Here is a 21,867-nt window from a genome sequence, read left to right as displayed (position 1 = left end):
CAACGTCATTGCCGGATGGCCGGCGATTCAACCCGGACGCCGGACATGTGCCGGCGCCCATTCCCAGGGCGATTTCATGGACAGCAGCAAGGCAGTGATTCAACGCTTCAACCGCGAGGTGATAGAAAACCGCGACATGGGGGCATTCGCCGAATTGGTGGCGCCCGACTTCGTCAATCACTCGGCCCCGCCCGGCGTCCCCTCGGGACCGGACGGCTTCGCCGGCTTCTTCACCGGCATGCTGCACCCGGCGCTGTCCGACATCCGCGTGCACATCCATGAGCAGATCGAGGAAAACGGCAAGGTGGTGACGCGCAAGACCATAGAAGCCACCCACACCGGCGCCTTCTTTGGCCAGGCCGCCAGCGGCAAACGCATCGCCATCAATGCGATGGACATCGTGGTGGTGCGCGATGGCAAGTACGCCGAGCACTGGAGCTGCGCCGACCTGTACGGCGCGCTGGCCCAGATCCGCGGCGCCTGAGCGCGCTCAATCGTCGCGGCCGGCGTTGAGGGCGTCCCGCACCAGTCTGTCGTAGCTGCCATCCTTGCGCATGCCTTCCAGTGCCAGGTCGAAGCGGGTCAGCAGCGCCTGCTGCTGCGAATGCTTGTTGATGGCGAGATAGGAATGGTTGGCCGCCAGCGCTTCCGCCGACAGAGCGAAGCCATGGTAGCCGCCCTCCCGCAGCGCCAGCTGCAGCGGTTCGCGTATGCCGAGCACCACGTCCAGCCGGCCCAGCTTCAACTGCTGCAGATTTTGCTGGTCGCTGTCGCCGTCGAAGGCGGCGAACTTGCCGTCCTTGCGGGCCTGGTCGAAGGCGTCGCCATAGCTCCAGCCGGCCATCACCCCCACCCTTTTGCCGTTCAGATCCTCCAGCCGGCGGTAGGCTTGGCCGCCGGCGCGGGAATAAGCCATCACCACTCGTTCGGTGAACAGCGGCTGGCTGAAGTCGAACTGCTTTTCCCGGCTGGCTGTCTTGATGATGCCGCCGGCGGCGGCGCTGCCGCCGCGCAATTCCTGCAGCGCCATGCGCCAGGAGACGGCGCGCAGGGTGACGGCGATGCCGGCGCGCTCGCAGGCCTTGGCGACCAGCAGCGGGTACAGCCCGGCCGCGCCCGGCTTGCCGGCGTACATCAGCGGCGGGTTGCTGGCGTCGAAATCGACGATCAGGCCGGGCGGCTCGCCGGCGCGGCCGGCGAGGCAGGCGGTCAGCAACAGCAGCGACGCCAGCGCCTTGCGGAAAAACGTCGGCCGCATCGGAACGGGCTCTCGGTGGTGGTCACTGTTGCAGCATAGTCGCTGCGGCGGCCGGGCAAGAAAAAACGGAACCCGCAGGTTCCGTTGCCGCGATCATGCCGGTGGCGCCTTACGGGTAGACGATACGCAAGAGATTGGTGGAGCCCGGGGTGCCGAAGGGCACGCCGGCGATGATCACCATCGGCTTGCCCTGCTCGGCCAGGCTGAGCTTGGTCGCGCAGAAGGTGGTCTTCACCACCATGTCTTCCAGGTTTTCCGCGTCCGGGCCGTGGTAGGCCACCACGCCCCACACCAGCGTCAGCCGGCGCGCGGTCTCCAGCTTGGGCGAGATGCCGAGGATGGGGGTGGACGGGCGTTCGCGCGCCAGCGACAGACAGCTGGCGCCGCTGGTGGTGAAGGCGACGGCCACGGTGACCGGCAGCAGGGTGCTAACCTTGCGCACGCAGGCGGCGATGGCGTCGGTGCGGTCCGGCTCGTCGGCGGCGCTGTAGTCCAGCGCCATCACCTTGCGGTAGTCGGGGGCGTTTTCCACGCGGCGGATGATGCGGTCCATGATCTGCACCGCTTCCAGCGGATACTGGCCGGCGGCGGTCTCGGCCGACAGCATCACCGCGTCCGCGCCTTCGTAGACCGCGGTGGCCACGTCGTTGGCTTCGGCGCGGGTCGGCGTCGGCGCGGTGATCATCGATTCCAGCATTTGGGTGGCGACGATCACCGGGCGGCCCAGGTGGCGGCAGTGGTGGACGATGCGGCGCTGCGCCACCGGCACGTCTTCCGGCGGCAGCTCCACGCCCAGGTCGCCGCGCGCCACCATCACGCCGTCGGCCAGCGTGGCGATGGCTTCCAGATCGTCCACCGCCGACGGCTTCTCGATCTTGGCGACGATGCCGGCGCGCTTGCCGACGATCTCGCGCAGCGCCTTGACGTCGGCCGCGGTCTGGACGAAGGACATCGCCACCCAATCGGCGCCTTCTTCCAGCGCGAACTCGGCGTCCTTGCGGTCTTTGTCGGTGATGGCCGACAGCGGCAACACGGTGTTGGGCAGGTTGAAGCCCTTGTTGCTGGACAGCTCGCCGCCGACGGCGACGCGGGTGACGATGCGGCGCGTATGCATTTCCGTCACCTCGAACGCCAGCTTGCCGTCGTTGACCAGGATGCGGTGGCCGGGCTCCAGCGCCTCGAACGCCTCCGGGTGCGGCAGGGTGGCGCGTTCGGGGCCGCCGTCGGTTTCATCCAGCGTGAATTCGTAGCGGTCGCCGGTTTTCACCGTGGTCGGCTGCGGGAACTTGCCGATGCGCAGCTTGGGGCCCTGCAGGTCCACCAGCACGCCGATCGGGCGGTCCAGCGCTTTCTCCGCGGCGCGGATGGCGGCCAGGCGGGCGCGATGGTCGTCATGGCTACCGTGGCTCATGTTGAGCCGGAAGATGTTGACCCCGGAGCGGGCCAGTTCCAGGATTTTTTCCGGAGCGCTGGATGAGGGGCCGAGCGTGGCGAGTATTTTGGTGTTGCGAAGCATGACAGTCCTTTGCGGCCGATGCGGCCGATTAGCTTGGAACCATTGCGTGTGTCTTTTTGGCCGGCGGCGCGCCGCTTGCCCGGTTGCGGCGATGATGCCACGCCGCCGCGTCCGCTTCCTTGAGCTGGGTCGAACAGCCGGCGTTTCGCGTCGCGGGCCTGGCGGCGAAACCTGCGCCGGCCTTGCCATTCATGCTGCCATATCTGCGTTGTAGCGGCAGGATTACGTGTTGGCGGCCATTTGTTGGCGAAACAACGTTTTGCGACGATGGTCTGAGCGAAGCATCCGCTTTCTAGTTTCGATTATTTTCTTATTTTTTCGTTTTCAAGCACGCGGCTGTAGCGCATGCAAATGCTTGTTGCAGTGCGAAATAGGCGTTTTTCCCATCCATTTGTCCTGAGGCCTTGCCTGTTCTCGCCGCGCGCGCCGGCATGGCGCGCCGTTTTTCCGGAGCGGCAGCGTAAAAATCGGCGCGTGTGAAAATGTAGCGCGGAGCTACATCTTTCAGTGTGTTGATATTAAAGTATTTATTCTTCGTTACGTTCACAGAAATCTCTGGTTGCAGCGCGGAAAATGTATTTTTTTTTACCGGAAGATTGACAAGGTTCTGTTCGGGCCTAGAATTGTCCGCAAATAAAACGAACGTCATAAGCAAAAAAACAAACATTCGCGCAACGTCGATACCCAGGCATGTCCATCATGCCGCCTTACCGGCAAACAGGAGAAAGTCATGACCGATCAGTACGTGCTGGCCCTGGACCAGGGCACCACCAGTTCCCGCGCCATCCTATTCAACCGCGGCGGCGACATCGTGTCGCTGGCGCAGAAGGAATTCCGCCAGATCTACCCGCAGCCGGGCTGGGTCGAGCATGATCCGCAGGAAATCTGGGGCGGCCAGGTGGGCGTGGCCGCGGAAGCGGTGGCCAAGGCCGGCATCGACGGCCGCAGCATCGCCGCCATCGGCATCACCAACCAGCGCGAAACCACCATCGTCTGGGACCGCGAAACCGGCCAGCCGGTGTACAACGCCATCGTCTGGCAGGACCGCCGCACCGCCGAGTTCTGCGACGAGCTGAAGGCGCGCGGCCTGGGCGAACTGATCCGTTCCAAGACCGGCCTGTTGGTCGACGCCTATTTCTCCGGCAGCAAGATCAAGTGGATTCTGGACAACGTGCCCGGCGCGCGCGACCGCGCCCGCGACGGCAAGCTGGCCTTCGGCACCGTCGACAGCTGGCTGATCTGGAACTTCACCCACGGCAAGGTGCACGTGACCGACGTGTCCAACGCCTCGCGTACCATGCTGTACAACATCCACACCCTGGAATGGGACGCCGAGCTGCTGGACATCATGGGCATCCCGGCCAGCATGCTGCCGGAAGTGAAGAGCTCCAGCGAAGTGTACGGCCACACCCACGCCGCCCATCTGGGCCGCGAAATCCCGATCGCCGGCGTGGCCGGCGACCAGCAGGCGGCGCTGTTCGGCCAGCAGTGCACCACGCCGGGCATGGTGAAGAACACCTACGGCACCGGCTGCTTCATGATGCTGAACACCGGCGACAAGCCGATCGAATCCAAGAACAACCTGCTGACCACCATCGCCTGGAAGGTGGACGGCAAGGTGCAATACGCGCTGGAAGGCTCGATCTTCATCGGCGGCGCGGTGGTGAAGTGGCTGCGCGACGGCCTGGGCATCATCCGCCACTCGGCCGACGTCGGCCCGCTGGCGCAGGAAGTGAAGGACAGCGACGGCGTCTACCTGGTGCCGGCCTTCGCCGGCCTGGGCGCGCCGCACTGGAACGCCAGCGCCCGCGGCACCATCGTCGGCGCCACGCTGGGCACCAAGGCCGCCCACATCGCCCGCGCCGCGCTGGACAGCATCGCCTACCAGACCCGCGACGTGTTGAAGGCGATGGAAGCCGACGCCGGCATGAGCATCGCCGAGCTGCGCGTCGATGGCGGCGCCACCGTCAATGAGCTGCTGATGCAGTTCCAGTCCGACATCCTGGCCGTGAACGTGGTGCGTCCCAAGATCACCGAAACCACCGCGCTGGGCGCCGCCTACCTAGCCGGCCTGGCCGTCGGCTACTGGAAGAGCGTGGACGACATCCAGGGCCAATGGCAGCTGGACCGCCGCTTCCAGCCGGCGATGCCGGCCGGCGAAGTGGCCGCCAACGTCAAGGGCTGGCAACGCGCGGTCAACGCCGCCAAGGTGTGGGCCGACGACCAGGACTGACGGCGCGCGGGCCGGCGCAACCCGCTGCCGGCCGTGCCCGAGCGATGACGGCATGGCCCGCCGCGCCAAGCGGCGGGCAACTCAAGATAAAGTTGGAAAGAGACAATCATGAATCCTTTGATGGGCGAATTCATCGGCACCGCCTTGCTGGTGCTGCTGGGCAACGGCGTGGTGGCCAACGTGCTGCTGAAGAACACCAAGGGCCATAACAGCGGCCTGATCGTGGTGGCCTTCGGCTGGGCGATGGCGGTGTTTGTCGGCGTGTTCAGCGTGGCGGCGATCAGCGGGGCCCACTTGAACCCGGCGGTGTCGGTGGCCTTGGCGGTGGCCGGCAAGTTCCCGTGGGACAAGGTGCCGGGCTACGTCGCCGCGCAGATGCTGGGCGGCATGGCCGGCGCCGGCCTGATGTGGCTGATCTACCGCAAGCACTACGAAACCACCGACTGCGCCGACACCAAGCTGGCCACCTTCTGCACCGGCCCGGCCATCCGCAGCCTGCCGGGCAACCTGGTGTCCGAGATCGTCGCCACCTTCGTGCTGGTGTTCGCCATCCTGTCGATGGTGGCCCCCAAGATGTCGCTGGGCGCGATCGACGCGCTGCCGGTGGCCCTACTGGTGCTGGGCATCGGCGTGTCGCTGGGCGGCACCACCGGCTACGCGATGAGCCCGGCGCGCGATCTGGCGCCGCGCATCATGCACGCCATCCTGCCGATTCCCGGCAAGCGCGACAGCGACTGGGGCTATGCCTGGGTGCCGGTGGTCGGCTCGCTGATCGGCGGCGCGCTGGCGGCGCTGGCTTTCACGCTGCCGCTTTGATGTTCTAGTCGTTTCGACGCCGCCGTGTCCGCACGGCGGCGTTTTCATAAGCCAGCGCAAGACTGGCCCAAGCGGGACCGCCGCCGACAGAGCGCGCGGCCCGCCGGAGCGATCCGCCCCTGGGGCGACGCCTTATGGTTGCGCCCGGGATGGTGGATGGCTGTTGTCCGCACCTCAACTCGGAAAGAAGTCCCATGATCAGTCTGTTCAAACCCGCGCCACACCTTCCTCCGCTGCCCGACGCGCAGCAGCACGGCCTGTACCGCCGGCTGCGCTGGCAGATCTTCCTCGGCATCTTCATCGGCTACGCCGGCTACTACCTGGTCCGCAAGAATTTCTCGCTGGCCATGCCTTATCTGGTGGAGCAGGGCTTCTCGCGCGGCGACCTCGGCTTCGCGATGTCAGGCGTCGCCATCGCCTACGGCCTGTCCAAGTTCCTGATGGGCGCGGTGTCCGACCGCTCCAACCCGCGCGTGTTCCTGTCCGCCGGCCTGGTGCTGTCCGCCGCCGTGTTCCTGCTGATGGGCTTCGCGCCGTGGGCCACCTCCAGCGTCGGCGTCATGTTCGTGCTGCTGTTCCTCAACGGCTGGTTCCAGGGCATGGGCTGGCCGGCCTGCGGCCGCACCATGGTGCACTGGTGGTCGCAGAAGGAGCGCGGCGGCGTGGTGTCGATCTGGAACTGCGCGCACAACGTCGGCGGCGGCCTGATCGGCCCGCTGTTCATCCTGGGCATGGGCTGGTTCAACGACTGGCGCGCCGCTTTCTACGTGCCGGCCGCCGCCGCGATCGGCGTCGCCGTCTTCGCCTGGCTGACCATGCGCGACACGCCGCAGTCTTGCGGCCTGCCGCCGGTGGAGGCCTACCGGAACGACTACCCGGAAGACTACAGCGACACGCACGAGCAAGAGCTGACCGCGCGCGAGATCTTCCGCAAGTACATCCTGCCCAACAAGCTGCTGTGGTACATCGCGCTGGCCAACGTCTTCATTTACCTGCTGCGCTACGGCGTGCTGGACTGGGCGCCGACCTATCTGAAGGAGGTCAAGCACTTCTCGGTCGACAAGTCGTCGTGGGCCTACTTCCTGTACGAGTGGGCCGGCATCCCCGGCACGCTGCTGTGCGGCTGGATGTCGGACAAGCTGTTCCGCGGCAACCGCGGCGCCACCGGCGTGTTCTTCATGGCGTTGGTGACCCTGGCCACCGTCGTCTACTGGCTGAACCCGGCCGGCAACCCGACCGTGGACATGCTGGCGCTGATCGCCATCGGCTTCTTGATTTACGGTCCGGTGATGCTGGTGGGCCTGCACGCGCTGGAGCTGGCGCCTAAAAAAGCGGCCGGCACCGCCGCCGGCTTCACCGGCCTGTTCGGCTACCTGGGCGGCTCGGTGGCCGCCAACGCGGCGGTCGGCTACACCGTCGACCATTTCGGCTGGGACGGCGGCTTCGCGTTGCTGATCGGCTCCTGCGTCGCCGCCATCGTGCTGCTGGCGCTGACCACCTGGCATGGCCATCGACAGGGCAAGCTGGCCTCGGCTTGAAGGTGAGGGGCGCGGCCGGCGACGCGGCGGCCGCGCAAAATAACCATTCACACACCAAAAACGCGCAAAATAAAACGTAAAACGAAAATCTTGTGTTGTATTAAGGTTCGTTATTAATTATTCTGGGTAGTAAAGCTGGCAGGGCCAGCCCGGACTTTAGCGAGGTATGCGGTGGAAACTTACGATCTGGTAATCATAGGCGGCGGCATCAACGGCGCGGGCATCGCGCGCGACGCCGCCGGGCGCGGCCTGTCGGTGCTGCTGTGCGAGAAGGACGATCTGGCCTCGCACACCTCGTCGGCCAGCACCAAGCTGATCCACGGCGGGCTGCGCTATCTGGAATATTACGAGTTCGGCCTGGTGCGCAAGGCGCTGCAGGAGCGCGAGGTGCTGCTGAAGGCGGCGCCGCACATCATCTGGCCGCTGCGTTTCGTGATGCCGCACGCGCGCGACCAGCGCCCGGAGTGGATGATCCGCGCCGGCCTGTTCCTGTACGACCACCTGGCGAAGCGCGAAGTGCTGCCGGGCTCGGAAACCGTCAGCTTCGCCAGGCACCCGTCGGGCGCGCCGTTGAAGGACGCGTTCAAGCGCGGCTTCGTCTATTCCGACGGCTGGGTGCAGGACGCGCGGCTGGTGGTGTTGAACGCGATGGACGCCGCCGAGCACGGCGCGAAAATCCACGTGCGCACCGCCTGCGTCGCCGCGCGCCGCGACGGCGAGCACTGGCTGGCCACGCTGGAGCGCGAGGACGGCGGCCGCTTCGAGGTCCGCGCCCGCGCGCTGGTCAACGCCGCCGGCCCCTGGGTGCAGAGCCTGATCGAGGACAAGCTGGCGATGCCGTCCAGCAAGTCCATCCGCCTGGTCAAGGGCAGCCACATCGTGGTGAAGAAGCTGTTCGACCACCCGTTCGCCTACATCTTCCAGAATCCGGACAAGCGCATCATCTTCGCCATTCCGTACGAGAACGACTTCACGCTGATCGGCACCACCGACGTCGAATACCACGGCGATCCGGCCCAGATGGCGATAGACGGCGACGAGATCAACTACCTGTGCCAGATGAGCAACCGCTACTTCCACAGCCAGATCACGCCCGCCGACGTGCTGTCCACCTATTCCGGCGTGCGCCCGCTGCTGGACGACGCCTCCGACAACGCCTCCAGCGTCACCCGCGACTACGCGTTGGAAATGGACCTGAAGGGCGCGCCGCTGCTGTCGGTGTTCGGCGGCAAGATCACCACCTTCCGCAAGCTGGCGGAAGAGGCGGTGGACAAGATCGCGCCGCTGCTCGGCTGCGGCCAGGCCACCTGGACCGCCGGCGCGCCGCTGCCGGGCGGCGACATGCCGGGCGCCGACTTCGGCCGTTTCCTGCAGGGCCTGCGCCAGCGCCATCCGTGGCTGCCGGAGGCGCTGGCCGAACGCTGGGCGCGCGCCTACGGCACCCGCGTCTCCAAGCTGATCGGCAAGGCGGACAGCCTGGCCGGGCTGGGCCAGGAAGTGCTGCCGGGCCTGTACGAGGCCGAGCTGGCCTACCTGGCGGACGCCGAATGGGCGACCCGCAGCGAGGACATCCTGTGGCGGCGCTCCAAGCTCAAGCTGCACCTGCCGGCCAACGCCGCCGAGGTGGTGGACGCCTGGCTGGCCGCGCGCGCGCGGCCGCCGCGCGAGGCGCTGAGCGCCTGAGCGGTTTTCCCGATCTAATTACAGCCCGGTTCGCCGGGCTGTTTCGTTTTCGGCGCCGGCGCGCTAATGCCCTATTAAAAGCTTTCGTTTCACGGCCTTCCGCGCATTGGCTAGCATGGCGCGGATATCGATGAAGGGAGCGAAGATGCGCATTGCCTTGAGCGAGGCCCTGCTGGGCCGGATGCCGGAAATGGAAGTGAGCGGGCTGTTGGCGCTGGATCTGGACGCGGCCGGCTTGCCGGACGCGGAGCTGGCTTTGCCGACGCATGAGGCCGATCTGGACGCGCTGCTGCTGCGCTGGAAGGAAATCTACCGCGCGCTGCCGGGCGACAAGAAGGCGCGCTGTTCGCTGGAGTATCTGGCGAAAGCGGCGCAAAAGGGCAAGCTGCGCCGCATCCTGCCGCTGGTGGACTTGTACAACCAGGCGTCCTTGCTCAGCCTGGCGCCGTTCGGCGGCGAGGACATCGACAAGCTGGACGGGACGCTGCTGCTGGATCTGGCGCGCGGCGACGAAGTTTTCCTGCCCCTGGGCCGCGTCGAAGCGGAGCGCGCGCTGCCGGGCGAGGCGGCGTGGCTGAACGGCGGCCGCGAAGTGGTGTGCCGCTGCCTGAACTGGCTGGAGTCGGACCGCTTCAAGCTGACCGAATCCAGCCGCAACGCGGTGTTCGTCAGCGAGCGGCCGGATGGCGGCTTTCCGTCCGGCGAAGCAGGCATGGATTGGCTGGAGCGGCGGCTGGCGCCGCATGCCGGCCGGCTGCAGCGGTTCCGGCTGAACGCCGCCGGGCCTGCCTTTTCCGCCTGACGGCGGACGTCACAGGCGGAATTTGCCCACCATCTCCTGCATGTGCGTGGACAGCCCGTTCAGGCTGAGCACCGCGCCGTGCAGCTCGCCGGCGGCCTGGGAGTTGTCCGCCACCATCTGCGCCACGGTTTCGAAATTCCGGGCGATGCTGCCGCAGACGCTCTTCTGCTCGGAAATGGCGTCGCGGATCTGGCCGACGCCGCCGCTGGCTTCCTGTACGCTGTCGTTGGCCGCCTGCAGATTGGCCATCACCGTTTCCATGGTGTCGCGGCTCTGCCGGGCGGCGTCCAGGCCGTTCTGCACCGTCGAGCCCACCGACTGCGCGTTCTGGTTCAGCTGTTCCGTCACCAGCTTGATCTCGCTGGCCGCCTTGGCCGAGTTTTCCGCCAATTTGCGCACTTCGTCGGCCACCACGGCGAAGCCGCGGCCCATTTCGCCGGCGCGCGCCGCCTCGATCGCGGCGTTCAGCGCCAATAGATTGGTCTGTTCGGCGATGTCGCGGATCTGGCTGGTCAGATGGCCGATGGCCTGGGTGCTGTCGCGGAAGGCCTGCGACGCCTGGTCCACCTGGCCCATCACCGTGTCTATGGTTTCCGCTTGGCGGCGCAGCCGCGCCACATCGTCCAGGCCGTCGCGGGTCTTTTGCGCGCTGTTGCGCGAGTCGTCGCTGATGCGCGCGGCCTGGTCGGCGATGGTGTCCACGCTGGTGGCCATTTGTTCCAGCGAGGCGGCGTTGCCGGCGATGGCGTCGTTCTGGGTCTCGGCGCCGCGCGCCAGCGCCTGGGCGGAGCAGCCCAGCTCCTGGCTGGTGCCGCCCACCTGCCTGGCGGCGTTGAGCAGCTCGCCTATCAACGCGCCAAGATGGATGCGGACTTTCTCGCTGCAGGCGGCGATGCGGCCGATCTCGTCCATGCGCCCGGGCTGGAACGGCCGGGTGAAGTCGCCGTCGGCCAGCCGGGTCAGGTCGGCGACCACCTGGCGGGCGCGGCGGATGATGGTGGCGTTGATGTAGTACAGGAAGAAGCCCAGCCCCAGCGCGGTGCCGACGGCCATGGCGACGCCCACCCGCCACAGCGCGGCGTTGGCGCTGCTTTCGGCGGCGGCGGCATTGGCCTGGGCGCGCTTGGCCAGCAATTCGCTGGCCTGGGTCAGCAGCTCGGTCGGCGGACGGTCCATGCCGGCCACCTGCTTGTCGCCCACCTTGAAATCGGCGCCGGCCTGCTTGTACGCGTCCATGCCGCGGCGGTAGTCATCGCCCATCTTCTGGTGGGCGGCGACGAACTGCCGCAGCAGCTGCTGCGCCTGGGGATCGGGCACCGATGCCGCCAGCGCGTTGCCCTCGTCGCGGACCTGTTGCTCCTTCTTTTCGAAATTGCCCCAGTACTTGGCCAGCTTGGCCGGATCCTGGCCGCGCAGCAGCGTGTCCTTCCACTCCTGCACCTGCTTCTTGAAGTCCACCTGCATGGTCAGCACCTGCCGCACGCTTTGCTGGTCGGCCGCCACCTGGTCGCGAAAGGTGCGGATGCTGCCCCACAGCTGGAACAGGGAGAACAGCGACGCGCACAGCAGGATGGCGACGACCAGGCCGACGATGGCGGCCAGTTGCCCGGCCAGCGAAGTTTGACGGTCCATGCGAGACCCCAACAAGAACGATCGTGCTCTAGTTGTAGGGTAGATCAGGATGTCTTACGAATATTTACGTATGCATTTCAAGCACTTTCCGTTAATCAGGCGCGGCGGCGAGGCGCCGGCCGCCAGCTGTGGACAAGTCGGCGCGCTGCCGCTTCCTGTGGATAAGCATGCCCAGCCGCGCGGCTGGCCGATGACGCGCGCTGGAGGGGGATCGCTGTGGATAAATTGGAGGATTGCGCGTGGTTGTGGATAACGCCGGCTCGAGGCTTCCAGGGGCGGGGGACGCCCCCGCCTCCGCCTCAGGCCATCAGCTCGGCCTCAGGGCGCGCCGCCAGGTCCGCCAGCCGCGCGATGGCCAGTCCGTCGCCGCCGAACAGGTGGCAATGGCGCGGGTCCGGCGCCAGGAAGCGGCGCTCGCCCGGGCGCGGCTCGGCCTCGTGACCGGGCAGCTTCAGCGCGATGGTCTCGCCCTCGCCTTCGTGGCGCAGGTAGACGATCTGCTGGTCGCCCAGGTGCTCCACCAGCTGCACAGTCGCCGGCAGGCCGGATTCGGCGAAGTACAGGTGCTCGGCGCGCACGCCCAGCGCCAGCGGACCTTCGCCGGCGTCGGCCAGCGGCAGCGCCAGCCGGAATCCGCCCGGCAGCGCCAGCTCCACGCCGCCAGCGTGCTGGTCCAGCGCCCGCGCCGGGATGAAGTTCATCTTCGGCGAGCCGAGGAAGCCGGCGACGAAGCGGTTGGCCGGGCGGTTGTACAGCTCCAGCGGCGTGCCCACCTGTTCGATGCGGCCGGCGTTGAACACCGCGATGCGGTGGCCCATGGTCATCGCCTCCACCTGGTCGTGGGTGACGTAGATCATGGTGCTGCCCAGCTCCTGGTGCAGCCGCGCCAGCTCGATCCGCATCTGCACCCTGAGCGCGGCGTCCAGGTTCGACAGCGGCTCGTCGAACAGGAACACGCCGGGTTTCCTGACGATGGCGCGGCCGATGGCGACGCGCTGGCGCTGGCCGCCGGACAGGGCCTTGGGCTTGCGCTCCAGCAGGTGCTCGATCTGCAGCGTCTGCGCGGCGCGGCGCACCGCGGCGTCGATCTCGGCCTTGCTGTTGCCGGCCAGCTTCAGGCTGAAGGCCATGTTGTCGCGCACCGTCATGTGCGGATACAGCGCGTAGCTCTGGAACACCATCGCCAGGCCGCGGCGGGCGGGCTCGACGTCGTTGGAGAGTTTGTCGTCTATCCACAATTCGCCGGCGCTGATGTCCTCCAGTCCGGCGATCATCCGCATCATCGTCGATTTGCCGCAGCCGGACGGGCCGACGAAGACCATGAATTCGCCGTCGTGGATGTCCAGGCTGACGTCGTGGATCACGGCGTTGCCGTCGTCGTACACCTTGCGGATGTTTTTCAGCGAGAGTCGGGACATCTCAGTGCTCCTGATGGGGTTGGCCCAGGTTCACCGGCAGCCGGCCGGCGGCGGCGATTTCGCCGGCCAGGCAGCGGCTGGCCGCGAAGAGCGCGGCGTCGGCGAAGCCGTAGCTGATCAAGGCCGGGGCGGCGATGTCGGCGGCGGCGTAGGGGTTCCATAATGCCAGATGCAAGTCCGGTTTCCAGCTTTGCTGTTCGCGCCGGCCGTAGCGCTCGCGGGTGGTGGAGGCCAGCACCGTGAACAGGCCGTCCTGCGGCAGTGTCGACCAGTCAAGAGAGGCGCGGTGCTGGAAGCGAACCACTTCCAGCGCGTGGCGCCGGGACAGCACGGCGATCAGCGCGTCCGCCGCCAGACCTTCCTCGGACACGCCGTCGGACGGCGCCTGGTCCTGCACCACCAGACGCAGCCTTTGGCCGGCGGGCAGCGTCGGCGCCTCGCCATGGGCGGTCAGCGCGCGGGTCCAGGCGTCGGCGAACAGCGCCTCGTCGGCCGCGCGCTGCTGGGCGGCGTAGTCGTAATCGTTGCGGCTGGGATAGCGGCGGATCAGATCATCCACCCGCGCGGCGGCCTCGGCCAGGCGCGGCTCTGCCAGTTCGCCGCTGCGCAAGGCGGCGCGCAGCGCGTCGAAGCTGGCTTCCATCTCGTCGGCGAACTGCAGCACCAGCGCCAGATCGGCCCCGGCTTTCAGCGTCTGCACCGCGCCGGCCGGTTGGCCCCAGCGCTCGCGTATCGCCCGCATGTTCAAGGCGTCGGTGATGGCGACGCCCTGGTAGCCCAGCTCCTGCCGAAGCAGGCCGGTGAGGATGGCCGGCGACAGCGTGGCCGGCCATTCGGCGTCCAGCGCCGGAAAACGGATGTGGGCGCTCATCAGCGCCGGCGCGTGGGCGGACAGCGCCTTGAACGGCGCCAGCTCGTAGTCGCGCAGCTCGGCTTGCGGCTTGTCCACCACCGGCAGGTCGAGGTGGGAGTCGGTGTGGGTGTCGCCGTGGCCGGGGAAATGCTTGACGCAGCAGGCGACGCCCTCGGCCAGGTGGCCTTCCATCCAGGCGCGGGCCAGGGCGGCGGCGCGGGCGGGATCGGCGCCGAAGGAGCGCTCGCCTATCACCGGATTGGCCGGATTGTTGTTCAGGTCCAGCACCGGGGCGAAGTTCCAGTTGACGCCCAGGCTCTTGAGGCCGCGCGCCACCGCGCCGCCCACCTGCCGCGCCAGCGCCGGATCGCCGACGGCGGCCAGCGCCATCGCCGCCGGGGCCTGCGGCAGGAAGCGGGTGCGCATCACCGCGCCGCCTTCCTGGTCGATGCCGATCAGGATGTCGTCGCCGAGCGCGCATTTCAGGTCCGCCGCCAGCCGGCGCGTCGACGCCGCGTCCGGCACGTTGCGGCGGAACAGGCAGACGGCGCGCACGCGCATTTTCTGCAGCCGTGCCGCTTCTTCTTCGCTCAACACCGGGCCTGCCACGTCCACCATCAGGCAGCGGCCGGCCAGCAGGTCCAGTTGTTCGTCGCTCAGGGTCATTTCACCGCTCCATCGAATCCGCGCAGGAAATAGCGCTGGGTGAACAGGAATACGATCAGGATGGGCAGCACGGTCAGCACCGCGCCGGCCGCCACCACCCGCGTCTTGAAGCTGAAGGCGCCGGCCAGGTACAGCACGCCGACCGACAGCGGAAACTTGTCCGGGCTGGACATCACGATGGACGGCCAGATGTACTGGTTCCACGCCGACACCGTGGTCAGGATGGTCAGCGCCGCCAGCGCCGGCCGCGCCAGCGGCAGCATGATGCGCCAGAAAATCTGCCATTCCGACGCGCCGTCGACGCGGGCGGCGTCGATCAGGTCTTGCGGCACCGCCTCGAACGCCTGCTTCAGCAGGAAGATGCCCACCGCGCCGGCCAGCGTCGGCAGCACCACGCCGCTGTAGCTGTCGGTCAGCTGCAGCTTGGACACGGTGATGAAGTTGACCAGGAAGTTGACCTCGCTGGGCAGGATCATGGTGGCGAGGATGGCGCCGAACACCAGCCGGCGGCCGGGAAACTTCATGCGCGCCAGCGGGTAGGCGGCCAGCGCGCTGACCAGCAGCGTGCCGGCCACCGTCAGCGCGGCGATGGCGAAAGAGTTGCGGTAGAAGGCCAGGATGTCGATGCTGGACACCGCCTCGCGGAAATGGTCCAGCGTCGGCGCGGTGGGCAGCAAGGGCGGCGGGAAGGCGAACACCTCGCCGTCGCCGGACAAGGCGGTCGCCAGCGTCCACCAGAACGGGTAGACGGTGATCAGCGCGATCGCCGACAGCGCCAGATAGTGGACGGCCCGCGCGGCCAGCCGGTCCGCCCGCGCGCGGACGGCGGGGGCGGCCAGGGTGGTGGAGTGGTTCATCGCGTCTCCTCAGCGGTCTCGCGGTTGCAGGTAGCGGAAGTTCAGCCAGGCCAGCGCGATGCAGAAGACCGACATCACCAGGCTGGCCGCCAGCGCGCGGCCGAAGTTCAGCGACTTGATGCCGAATTCGTAGGCGTAAAACAGCGCGGTGTAGGTGGATTGCATCGGCCCGCCCTTGGTCAGGATCTGCACTTCCTCGAAGGCCTTCACCGCCGCCAGCACCGACATCACCGAGCACAGCAGGATGGTGGGGGCGAGCAGCGGCACGGTGATGCGCCAGAAACGCTGCCAGCGGCCGGCGCCGTCCAGCTGCGCCGCCTCGTAGACGTCGGCCGGGATCGCTTGCAGGCCGGCCAGGTACAGCACCATGTACCAGCCGATGCCGCGCCAGACGGTGATGAACATCACCGCGAACAGCGCGATGTGGTCGTCGCTGAGCCAGCCCACCGGATCGTTGATCAGGTGCAGCCAGCGCAGCGCGGCGTTGAGCACGCCGTCCTCGGTGTACATGAAGTTCCAGATGATGCCGATCACCGACACCGAGGTGACCACCGGCAGGTAGTAGGCGGCGCGGAACAGCTTGATGCCGGGCAGGCTGTTGTTGACCAGCACCGCCAGCAGCATGGCCAGCAGCTGGATCACCGGCACCACCAGCAGGTACAGCGCCGAGTTCTTCAGCGCCGACAAAAACAGCTCGTCGCCGAACAGTTCGCGGAAATTGTCCAGGCCCACCCACTGCGGCGCGTCGATCAGGTTGTAGCGGGTGAAGGCCAAGAAGGAGCCGAAGCCCACCGGCCAGAACGAGAATATGGCCAGCAGCAGCAATGCCGGCGCCAGGAACAGATAAGCCTGCAGCGTGGTCTTGCGAGGTTTGCGCATGCGGAATGCCACTGTGCGGAGAGTGAAACTGCCCGCCGCCGGAAAGACGGCGGGCGCGAAGAGCGGCCCGGCTTACAGCTTGCCGTTCCAGTAGGCGGCGGCCTCGTCCAGCGCCGCCTTGGCGTCCTGGCGGCCGGTCACCGCTTTTTCCACCGCGGCCGACAGCCTGGCCGACAGCGTGTCGGCGTTCTTCAGCGGCAGGAACAGGGTGCGGGTCTTGTCCAGATTGGCGGCGGCGATGCCGACCGCGCGCTCGGCCGGGCCGGCGTTATTGGCCACTTTCTGGAAGTGCGGGTCCTGCGCCGCCTTGCGCGCGGTGGGCAGGGTGCCGGCCAGCTTGGCGAAGGCGAGCTGGTTGTCGGCGTTGGTCAGGTAGTTGCCGAACTTGCCGATCTCCGGCAGCAGCGCCTTGTCCACGTTGCGGGCCACCGCGAAGTTGAACATCCAGCCGCCGGCGGCGATGCCGGTTGGGCCCAGCGGCGCGGCGGCGACGCGGGTGTCGCGGTAGACCTTGGGCGCTTCGTCGCGGACGCGGGTCAGCGTGGTGGGGGTGGATTCCAGCATCGCCAGCCGGCCGCTGTTGTACGCCGCCATCGCCACCTGGAAGTTGTCCTGGGCGAACAGATTGTCCTTCAGCAGCGCGCCGGCCTTGTAGGCGTCGGCCAGCTTCTTGACGAAGGCGACGTGGGCCGGGCTGTTGAACGCCGGCTTGCCGTCCTTGACCACGTCCAGGCCGTTCTGGATCAGCAGCGCCTCGATCTTGGTCGGACCCAGCGTCGGCGCGAAGCCGGCGACGCCGGTCTTGGCCTTGATGGCCTTGGCGTATCGCAGTTCCTCATCGAAGGACTTGGGCGGCTGGTTCGGGTCCAGGCCGGCCTTCTTCAGCAGCGCGGCGTTGTAGGCGATGACATTGGCGCCGTTGTAGTGCGGGAAGGCGTAGACCTTGCCGTTGAAGGTGACGTCCTTCAGCGCGCCGGCCACGTACTGGCTCTTGTCGATCAGACCGTCCAGCGGCTGGATCAGGCCTTCCTGCTGGTAGTCGTAGGCCCAGGGCACGTTCAGGTTGACCAGCGCCGGCGGCTTGCCGGCGCCGACGGCGGCGGTGAACTTGGCCTGGATCACGTCCCAGGGATAGTCGGTCCACTTCACTTCCACATTCGGGTGCTGGGCGTTGTATTTGCCGACCAGCTCCTTGAAATAGCCGTCGAACTTGGGCGACAGGCTCATGGTCCACACCTCCAGCACCGGCTTGTCGGCGGCGTGGGCGAACAGGGATGCGGATGCGATCAGCAGCGACAGGCTCAGGGTCTTCAGTTTCATCGTGCGTTTTCTCCTTTCGGCTTCGCTTATCGGAACCGATAGGCGAAGCGGCCGGCACTGGCAGACCGGCCACTTGGTGGATCAGAAGGTCTTGCTGTATGAGGCGATCACTTTCACGTCGTTGCGGTTGCTTTTGTCGCCGGTGAAGCCGTGCGTGCGCAACTGCGCCGGGTAGACGCCTAGGCTGGCGCCCTTGAGCGGCCCGCTTTGCACGGTGTAGGCCACGCTCAGATCCACCTCGTTGAAGTGGGTGTCGCCCAGATTGGGACGCGCGCTGTCGTATTGGTTTTTGACCTTGCTGGCGTAATTGGCGGATGCGCCCATGGTCAAGCCGGGCACGCCCAGCTTGGCGAAGTCATAGCTGACGCCGATTTTGACCACTCGCATGCCGTCCCAGACAAAGTCGTCGTCCTGGCCCCAGGTCTGGATGAAATTGCGGTTGTCGGAGTTGCCCCACGGCGTCAGACGGAAATTCAATTCGCCGGAGTCGGGCGCGTGGGTGGCGCCGTAGCCGCCCATCAGCGTCCAGCCGCCGGTGGCGTAGCTGAGGCTGCTGCTGGCATGCCATTCATTCTTGGGGTTGGCGATGCCGGACAGCGCGGTCTGGTATTTGCCGGTGAAGTAGTAGCCGGTGGCGGTCAGCTTGTCGGCGCCCAGGGACCAGGTGTAGGACGCGGCGATCTGCGCGTTGCGGCGGTAGTCCTTGCCTTCGCCGAAACCGATGTCGACGAAGTAGTCGCTGGGCGCGTAGCGGAAGCCGATGCTGTGGACGTAGTCCACTTTGCGGCCGTCATTATACGGCGCCCGGTTCTGGTGCCACTGGTTGGTCATGTCGCGGAAACGGCTATCCCACTCATTGCGGAACTGGTCCGCCCAGCCATAGCCGACTTCGAAGTCGCCCAGCTTGTATTTTCCTTCCAGGCCGCGATAGGCATGCGATTGCAGGCCGCCGGACGTGCCAAGCGTGCCTATGCTGATCGGCGTGTAGCCGGCGCGGGCGGAGAAGCCTTGGCCATCGGCGCTCTGGCGGAATTTCAACGCGGCTTGGCTCAGCACCGCGCCGCTCTTGTCCTTGCCGCCGCCGTTTTCGTCCGGATCGCTGGTGTCGTTCAAGTCGTGGTACAGCACCTCCGACCAGCCTTGTCCTTTGGTGAGGCGGATGGCGGCGTGAGCGGCGGCGTCGAAACCCAGGTGGTCCCAGGCATAGCCGGATTTGAAATTCAGACCCAGGTTCAAGGCGTTGACATGGATGTCATGACGATTGCCCTTGTCGGGAGCGTCCCATTGGGCTTGCCTGTCGCGTCCGTAGTAAAGCGCGCTGAAGGTGGTTTCCGATTTGGTCAGCAGGTCGTAGACGTCGCTTTCCGGAATGGCTTGCGCGGTGCCTTTCAGCGCGGGGCCGTCGCTGCCGGGGGGGACGGACGATTCTTCCGCCGCGAGGGCGTGGCCGGACAGCACGGCCATGATTGCCAGGAATAAGAAGCGTTTCTTGTGCATGAGATTGCTCCAGGTCCGATTGCCGAATTCAGGGGTGGACGTCCTGGAGGCACGTTAGCTGGTCTTATATTGGTCTTCAATTGGTATGAGACAATTCTGGTTGAAATTGAATGTCATGGCGTTGTAATGTTGCCATGCAAGATGGAAATATTAATAAAAATCCAATTAATGATAATTATTGGCAACAAATAAAGTTATAACTAGCAAATAATCGCAATTTAAGACTATTTGGTGATGGATTTGGAATGAGTGATGATTGACTGTGAAAATAAACCAGTGAAATACCAGTCATCAATGTTCTGAATGGAATCACGATGTTCGAATTGCAGATGTTGCAATGCGTCATCCGTACAAAGAAAGACGCCCGCGCGAAGCGGGCCAAAACGAGAGAGGAAGGTTCAAAGGGGAGGCAGGGCTCCCCGGAGGAAAGGTTTGGCGGCGGCTATCAGGCCTGCCAGGCGGTGGCGGTCAAGGATTGCGGCGTCCGGTCCGAGGTTTGCGGCTGGCCGCCGGCCGGCAGCTTGAAGCGGCTGATCGCCGCCTGCAGCGCGCCGGCCATCTGTTCCACCTGGCCGGCGGCCTCGGCGGTTTGCGTCGCGGCGGCGCTGGTTTCCTCCGACATCTGCGCCACTTGCTCGACATTGGCGGCGATGCTGGTGCCGGCCTGCTGCTGCTCGTTCAGCGAGATCGATATCGTGGACAAGGAGCCCTTCACCCGGTCGACATTGCCGGCGATGCCGGTGATCGCCTCGCGGGCGCTGCTGGCCTGGGTCAGCCCGGTTTCCATCTGGTCCACCGTGTGATGGATGTTGTCGACCACGTGCTGGCTGCAGTCCAGCATCTCGCGGATGCTGCCGCTGATTTCGGTGGTGGATTGCGCGGTGCGTTCCGACAGCTTGCGCACTTCGTCGGCCACCACGGCGAAGCCGCGGCCCTGTTCGCCGGCGCGCGCCGCCTCGATCGCCGCGTTCAGCGCCAGCAGATTGGTCTGTTCGGCCACGTCGCGGATCACTTGGATCACGTTGGCGATCTCCTGCGAGCGGCTGCCCATCAGGTCGGCCTGCTGCTGCGAGGAGCGCGCCTGTTCGGCGACGCGGCCTATCGTCTGCAGCGTCTGGTCGATGATGGTCTCGCCTTGATGGGCCAGCTCGCCGCTGGACACCGAATCCTTGGCCACGTCGGCGGCGGTGTCGTTGACCGAGCAGATGCTGACCGACAGTTGTTCCACCGAAGCCGACATCGACGACGCGGCGCGGGTTTGCTCCTCGGCGCTGGTCGCCACCTGTTCCGACGCGGCGGCGAGCTCGGTCGCGCTATTGGACAGCCTGAGCGTGATGTCCTGCATATTGCGCACCAGCTGGATCAGCGCGCTCTGCATCCGCGCCATCGAGGCGACGACGCTGTGATGGTCGTCCGGCTTCACTATCAGCTTTTGGTCCAGGTCGCCTTCGGCGATGCGTTCGGCCAATGCCACCACGTCGCGCGGCTCGCCGCCCAGTTCGGACAGCAGCCCGCGCACGATCACCCAGGCCAGCAGGAAACCCACCACCACGCCGGCGGCGATCAGCGCGATATTGGCGGCGTGGCTGAAGGCGGCGCGCTGCTGCGACTGGGCGAATTCCTCCGCCGCCACCCGCAGCTGCAGGTCCACCAGCGCGGCGATGCGTTGCGATACCGGGTCCAGCGCCGGATACATTTCCCGATCCACATAGTGTTGCAGCGCGGCCGCGTCGCCGCTCCGCACGATCTGCAACAGCTTGTCCACGCTGCGGTTGGCGTTGGCCATCGCCGCCTCGGCCTGGTCGGCCAGCTGTTTTTCCTCCGGGGTCAGATAGGTGGCGCGGTAATCGCCCCATTGCTGCCTGACATCGAGCTGCGCCTTGCGCAGATTGGCGAGGAAGCCGGCGGCGGTCTGGCTCTGGTTGCGAAGCTTCTGCGCGTTGTCGACGATGCCGACCGCGTAGCCGTCGCCGACGATTTTCAGTTGTTTCAGGCAGACCACGCGGTCGTTGTAGGTGGTGGCGAAGTCGCCGAGTATGCCTTCCTGGGTGTGCAGGCCGTACCAGCCGACCAGCAAGGGGATGGTCAGCAGCGCGCAGACCATGACAGCCAGGCGCCGGGCGATGGTGAGGGAATTGAACATGAGGGACTCGCTGCTATGGGCGGGGACCGGGCCCCGATACTCTTCGGAGTAGCAGCCGCCGCGAAGGCAAGCAATCTGGATACAGTATTTTAAGTAGTCGTACCTAGAACGGGGCAACGCAATCGGCTTCTATCTATAAGCCCATGATTCCGTTATAATTCCGCCCCCACCCAACCACGCATCGTATCCATCGATCAGCCCGGAACCGCCATGAGCCTGCTGCCGCACCAAGTCGAACTGCTGTCGCCCGCCAAAACCGCCGAAATCGGCCGCGAAGCCATCCTGCACGGCGCCGACGCGGTGTACATCGGCGGGCCGTCGTTCGGCGCGCGCCACAACGCCTGCAACAGCGTGGAGGACATCGCCGGGCTGACCGCCTTCGCCCGCCGCTACCACGCGCGCATCTTCGCCACGCTGAACACCATCCTGCACGACGCCGAGCTGGAAGGCGCGCGCAAGCTGATCTGGCAGCTGTACGACGCCGGCGTCGACGCGCTGATCATCCAGGATATGGGCATCCTGCAGATGGACCTGCCGCCGATCCAGCTGCACGCGTCCACCCAGTGCGACATCCGCGACGCCGACAAGGCGCGCTTCCTGTCCGACGCCGGCTTCAGCCAGATCGTGCTGGCGCGCGAGCTGAGCATTCCGCAGATCCGGAAGATCGCCGACCGGGTGGCGGATTCCGCCACCATCGAATACTTCATCCACGGCGCGCTGTGCGTGGCCTACTCCGGCCAGTGCTTCATCAGCCAC

General features: G+C 66.3%; 18 protein-coding genes. 7 read left to right on the top strand and 11 right to left on the bottom strand.

Features of this window, described 5'->3' with window-relative positions; all coding sequences use genetic code 11:
• Positions 1-76 precede the first annotated feature (76 nt).
• A complete protein-coding gene (locus tag ACY3GB_RS14045) occupies positions 77-484 on the top strand; it encodes an ester cyclase (RefSeq protein ID WP_021474959.1) in 408 nt (135 codons plus the stop codon).
• A 6-nt stretch (positions 485-490) separates the two neighbouring features.
• Here the strand turns inward: ACY3GB_RS14045 and ACY3GB_RS14040 are convergent, their stop codons facing one another.
• The 3 genes from ACY3GB_RS14040 to ACY3GB_RS14030 all read right to left on the bottom strand — a co-directional run bounded on the left by ACY3GB_RS14040 (position 491) and on the right by ACY3GB_RS14030 (position 3,441).
• Positions 491-1,258, bottom strand: a complete 768-nt coding sequence (locus ACY3GB_RS14040) for a substrate-binding periplasmic protein (protein WP_463089281.1) — start codon at positions 1,256-1,258, stop codon at positions 491-493.
• A 109-nt stretch (positions 1,259-1,367) separates the two neighbouring features.
• Positions 1,368-2,774 (bottom strand): pyruvate kinase, encoded by a 1,407-nt coding sequence (gene pyk / locus ACY3GB_RS14035; RefSeq protein WP_463089280.1) that lies wholly within the window; start codon positions 2,772-2,774, stop codon positions 1,368-1,370.
• 310 nt (positions 2,775-3,084) lie between these two features.
• Positions 3,085-3,441 (bottom strand): hypothetical protein, encoded by a 357-nt coding sequence (locus ACY3GB_RS14030; protein ID WP_463089279.1) that lies wholly within the window; start codon positions 3,439-3,441, stop codon positions 3,085-3,087.
• A 63-nt stretch (positions 3,442-3,504) separates the two neighbouring features.
• Between ACY3GB_RS14030 and glpK the strand changes: the two genes are divergently transcribed.
• From glpK to ACY3GB_RS14005, 5 genes are all read left to right on the top strand, one after another.
• Entirely contained in the window at positions 3,505-5,007 is a 1,503-nt protein-coding gene (gene glpK / locus ACY3GB_RS14025; RefSeq protein ID WP_463089278.1) for a glycerol kinase GlpK, read from the top strand.
• Positions 5,008-5,115: 108 nt separating this feature from the next.
• Entirely contained in the window at positions 5,116-5,823 is a 708-nt protein-coding gene (locus tag ACY3GB_RS14020; RefSeq protein ID WP_021474963.1) for an MIP/aquaporin family protein, read from the top strand.
• 194 nt (positions 5,824-6,017) lie between these two features.
• A complete protein-coding gene (gene glpT / locus ACY3GB_RS14015) occupies positions 6,018-7,361 on the top strand; it encodes a glycerol-3-phosphate transporter (RefSeq protein WP_463089277.1) in 1,344 nt (447 codons plus the stop codon).
• A gap of 171 nt (positions 7,362-7,532) precedes the next feature.
• Complete coding sequence (gene glpD, locus ACY3GB_RS14010; protein ID WP_463089276.1) at positions 7,533-9,044, top strand: glycerol-3-phosphate dehydrogenase; 1,512 nt, start codon at positions 7,533-7,535, stop codon at positions 9,042-9,044.
• A 145-nt stretch (positions 9,045-9,189) separates the two neighbouring features.
• Positions 9,190-9,846 (top strand): B3/B4 domain-containing protein, encoded by a 657-nt coding sequence (locus ACY3GB_RS14005; protein WP_463089275.1) that lies wholly within the window; start codon positions 9,190-9,192, stop codon positions 9,844-9,846.
• A gap of 9 nt (positions 9,847-9,855) precedes the next feature.
• On the opposite strand, the gene ACY3GB_RS14000 is transcribed toward ACY3GB_RS14005, so the two are convergent.
• From ACY3GB_RS14000 to ACY3GB_RS13965, 8 genes are all read right to left on the bottom strand, one after another.
• Positions 9,856-11,478 carry a methyl-accepting chemotaxis protein gene (locus ACY3GB_RS14000; RefSeq protein ID WP_463089274.1) on the bottom strand — a complete coding sequence of 541 codons (1,623 nt, stop codon included), beginning with the start codon at positions 11,476-11,478 and terminating at the stop codon, positions 9,856-9,858.
• Between the two features lie 299 nt (positions 11,479-11,777).
• Positions 11,778-12,896 (bottom strand): ABC transporter ATP-binding protein, encoded by a 1,119-nt coding sequence (locus tag ACY3GB_RS13995; protein ID WP_463089273.1) that lies wholly within the window; start codon positions 12,894-12,896, stop codon positions 11,778-11,780.
• 1 nt (position 12,897) lies between these two features.
• Positions 12,898-14,415 (bottom strand): beta-N-acetylhexosaminidase, encoded by a 1,518-nt coding sequence (gene nagZ / locus ACY3GB_RS13990; protein ID WP_463089272.1) that lies wholly within the window; start codon positions 14,413-14,415, stop codon positions 12,898-12,900.
• Positions 14,412-15,272 carry a carbohydrate ABC transporter permease gene (locus tag ACY3GB_RS13985; RefSeq protein ID WP_463089271.1) on the bottom strand — a complete coding sequence of 287 codons (861 nt, stop codon included), beginning with the start codon at positions 15,270-15,272 and terminating at the stop codon, positions 14,412-14,414. Before ACY3GB_RS13985 ends, nagZ begins: the two co-directional genes overlap by 4 nt.
• Positions 15,273-15,281: 9 nt before the next feature.
• Entirely contained in the window at positions 15,282-16,151 is an 870-nt protein-coding gene (locus ACY3GB_RS13980; protein ID WP_463089270.1) for a carbohydrate ABC transporter permease, read from the bottom strand.
• 72 nt (positions 16,152-16,223) lie between these two features.
• Positions 16,224-17,471, bottom strand: a complete 1,248-nt coding sequence (locus tag ACY3GB_RS13975; RefSeq protein WP_463089269.1) for an ABC transporter substrate-binding protein — start codon at positions 17,469-17,471, stop codon at positions 16,224-16,226.
• A gap of 81 nt (positions 17,472-17,552) precedes the next feature.
• Complete coding sequence (locus tag ACY3GB_RS13970) at positions 17,553-18,968, bottom strand: OprD family outer membrane porin (protein ID WP_463089268.1); 1,416 nt, start codon at positions 18,966-18,968, stop codon at positions 17,553-17,555.
• Positions 18,969-19,413: 445 nt separating this feature from the next.
• The gene (locus ACY3GB_RS13965) at positions 19,414-21,111 is read right to left on the bottom strand and encodes a methyl-accepting chemotaxis protein (RefSeq protein WP_463089267.1); all 1,698 of its coding nucleotides are present in this window, start codon (positions 21,109-21,111) and stop codon (positions 19,414-19,416) included.
• 210 nt (positions 21,112-21,321) lie between these two features.
• Between ACY3GB_RS13965 and ACY3GB_RS13960 the strand changes: the two genes are divergently transcribed.
• Positions 21,322-21,867: peptidase U32 family protein (locus ACY3GB_RS13960; protein WP_463089266.1), on the top strand; the 546-nt coding region annotated here is incomplete at its 3' end.

The sequence above is a fragment of the Chromobacterium sp. Ag138 genome, assembly GCF_055181315.1.
This window is presented reverse-complemented; position numbering and strand designations above follow the sequence as displayed.

Bases quoted from the DNA above. Each gene is read 5' to 3' on its own strand.
- ACY3GB_RS14045 (WP_021474959.1), top strand. From the start codon at position 77: ATGGACAGCAGCAAGGCAGTGATTCAACGCTTCAACCGCGAGGTGATA.
- ACY3GB_RS14040 (WP_463089281.1), bottom strand. From the start codon at position 1,258: ATGCGGCCGACGTTTTTCCGCAAGGCGCTGGCGTCGCTGCTGTTGCTG.
- pyk (WP_463089280.1), bottom strand. From the start codon at position 2,774: ATGCTTCGCAACACCAAAATACTCGCCACGCTCGGCCCCTCATCCAGC.
- ACY3GB_RS14030 (WP_463089279.1), bottom strand. From the start codon at position 3,441: ATGTTTGTTTTTTTGCTTATGACGTTCGTTTTATTTGCGGACAATTCT.
- glpK (WP_463089278.1), top strand. From the start codon at position 3,505: ATGACCGATCAGTACGTGCTGGCCCTGGACCAGGGCACCACCAGTTCC.
- ACY3GB_RS14020 (WP_021474963.1), top strand. From the start codon at position 5,116: ATGAATCCTTTGATGGGCGAATTCATCGGCACCGCCTTGCTGGTGCTG.
- glpT (WP_463089277.1), top strand. From the start codon at position 6,018: ATGATCAGTCTGTTCAAACCCGCGCCACACCTTCCTCCGCTGCCCGAC.
- ACY3GB_RS14005 (WP_463089275.1), top strand. From the start codon at position 9,190: ATGCGCATTGCCTTGAGCGAGGCCCTGCTGGGCCGGATGCCGGAAATG.
- ACY3GB_RS14000 (WP_463089274.1), bottom strand. From the start codon at position 11,478: ATGGACCGTCAAACTTCGCTGGCCGGGCAACTGGCCGCCATCGTCGGC.
- ACY3GB_RS13995 (WP_463089273.1), bottom strand. From the start codon at position 12,896: ATGTCCCGACTCTCGCTGAAAAACATCCGCAAGGTGTACGACGACGGC.
- nagZ (WP_463089272.1), bottom strand. From the start codon at position 14,415: ATGACCCTGAGCGACGAACAACTGGACCTGCTGGCCGGCCGCTGCCTG.
- ACY3GB_RS13985 (WP_463089271.1), bottom strand. From the start codon at position 15,272: ATGAACCACTCCACCACCCTGGCCGCCCCCGCCGTCCGCGCGCGGGCG.
- ACY3GB_RS13980 (WP_463089270.1), bottom strand. From the start codon at position 16,151: ATGCGCAAACCTCGCAAGACCACGCTGCAGGCTTATCTGTTCCTGGCG.
- ACY3GB_RS13975 (WP_463089269.1), bottom strand. From the start codon at position 17,471: ATGAAACTGAAGACCCTGAGCCTGTCGCTGCTGATCGCATCCGCATCC.
- ACY3GB_RS13970 (WP_463089268.1), bottom strand. From the start codon at position 18,968: ATGCACAAGAAACGCTTCTTATTCCTGGCAATCATGGCCGTGCTGTCC.
- ACY3GB_RS13965 (WP_463089267.1), bottom strand. From the start codon at position 21,111: ATGTTCAATTCCCTCACCATCGCCCGGCGCCTGGCTGTCATGGTCTGC.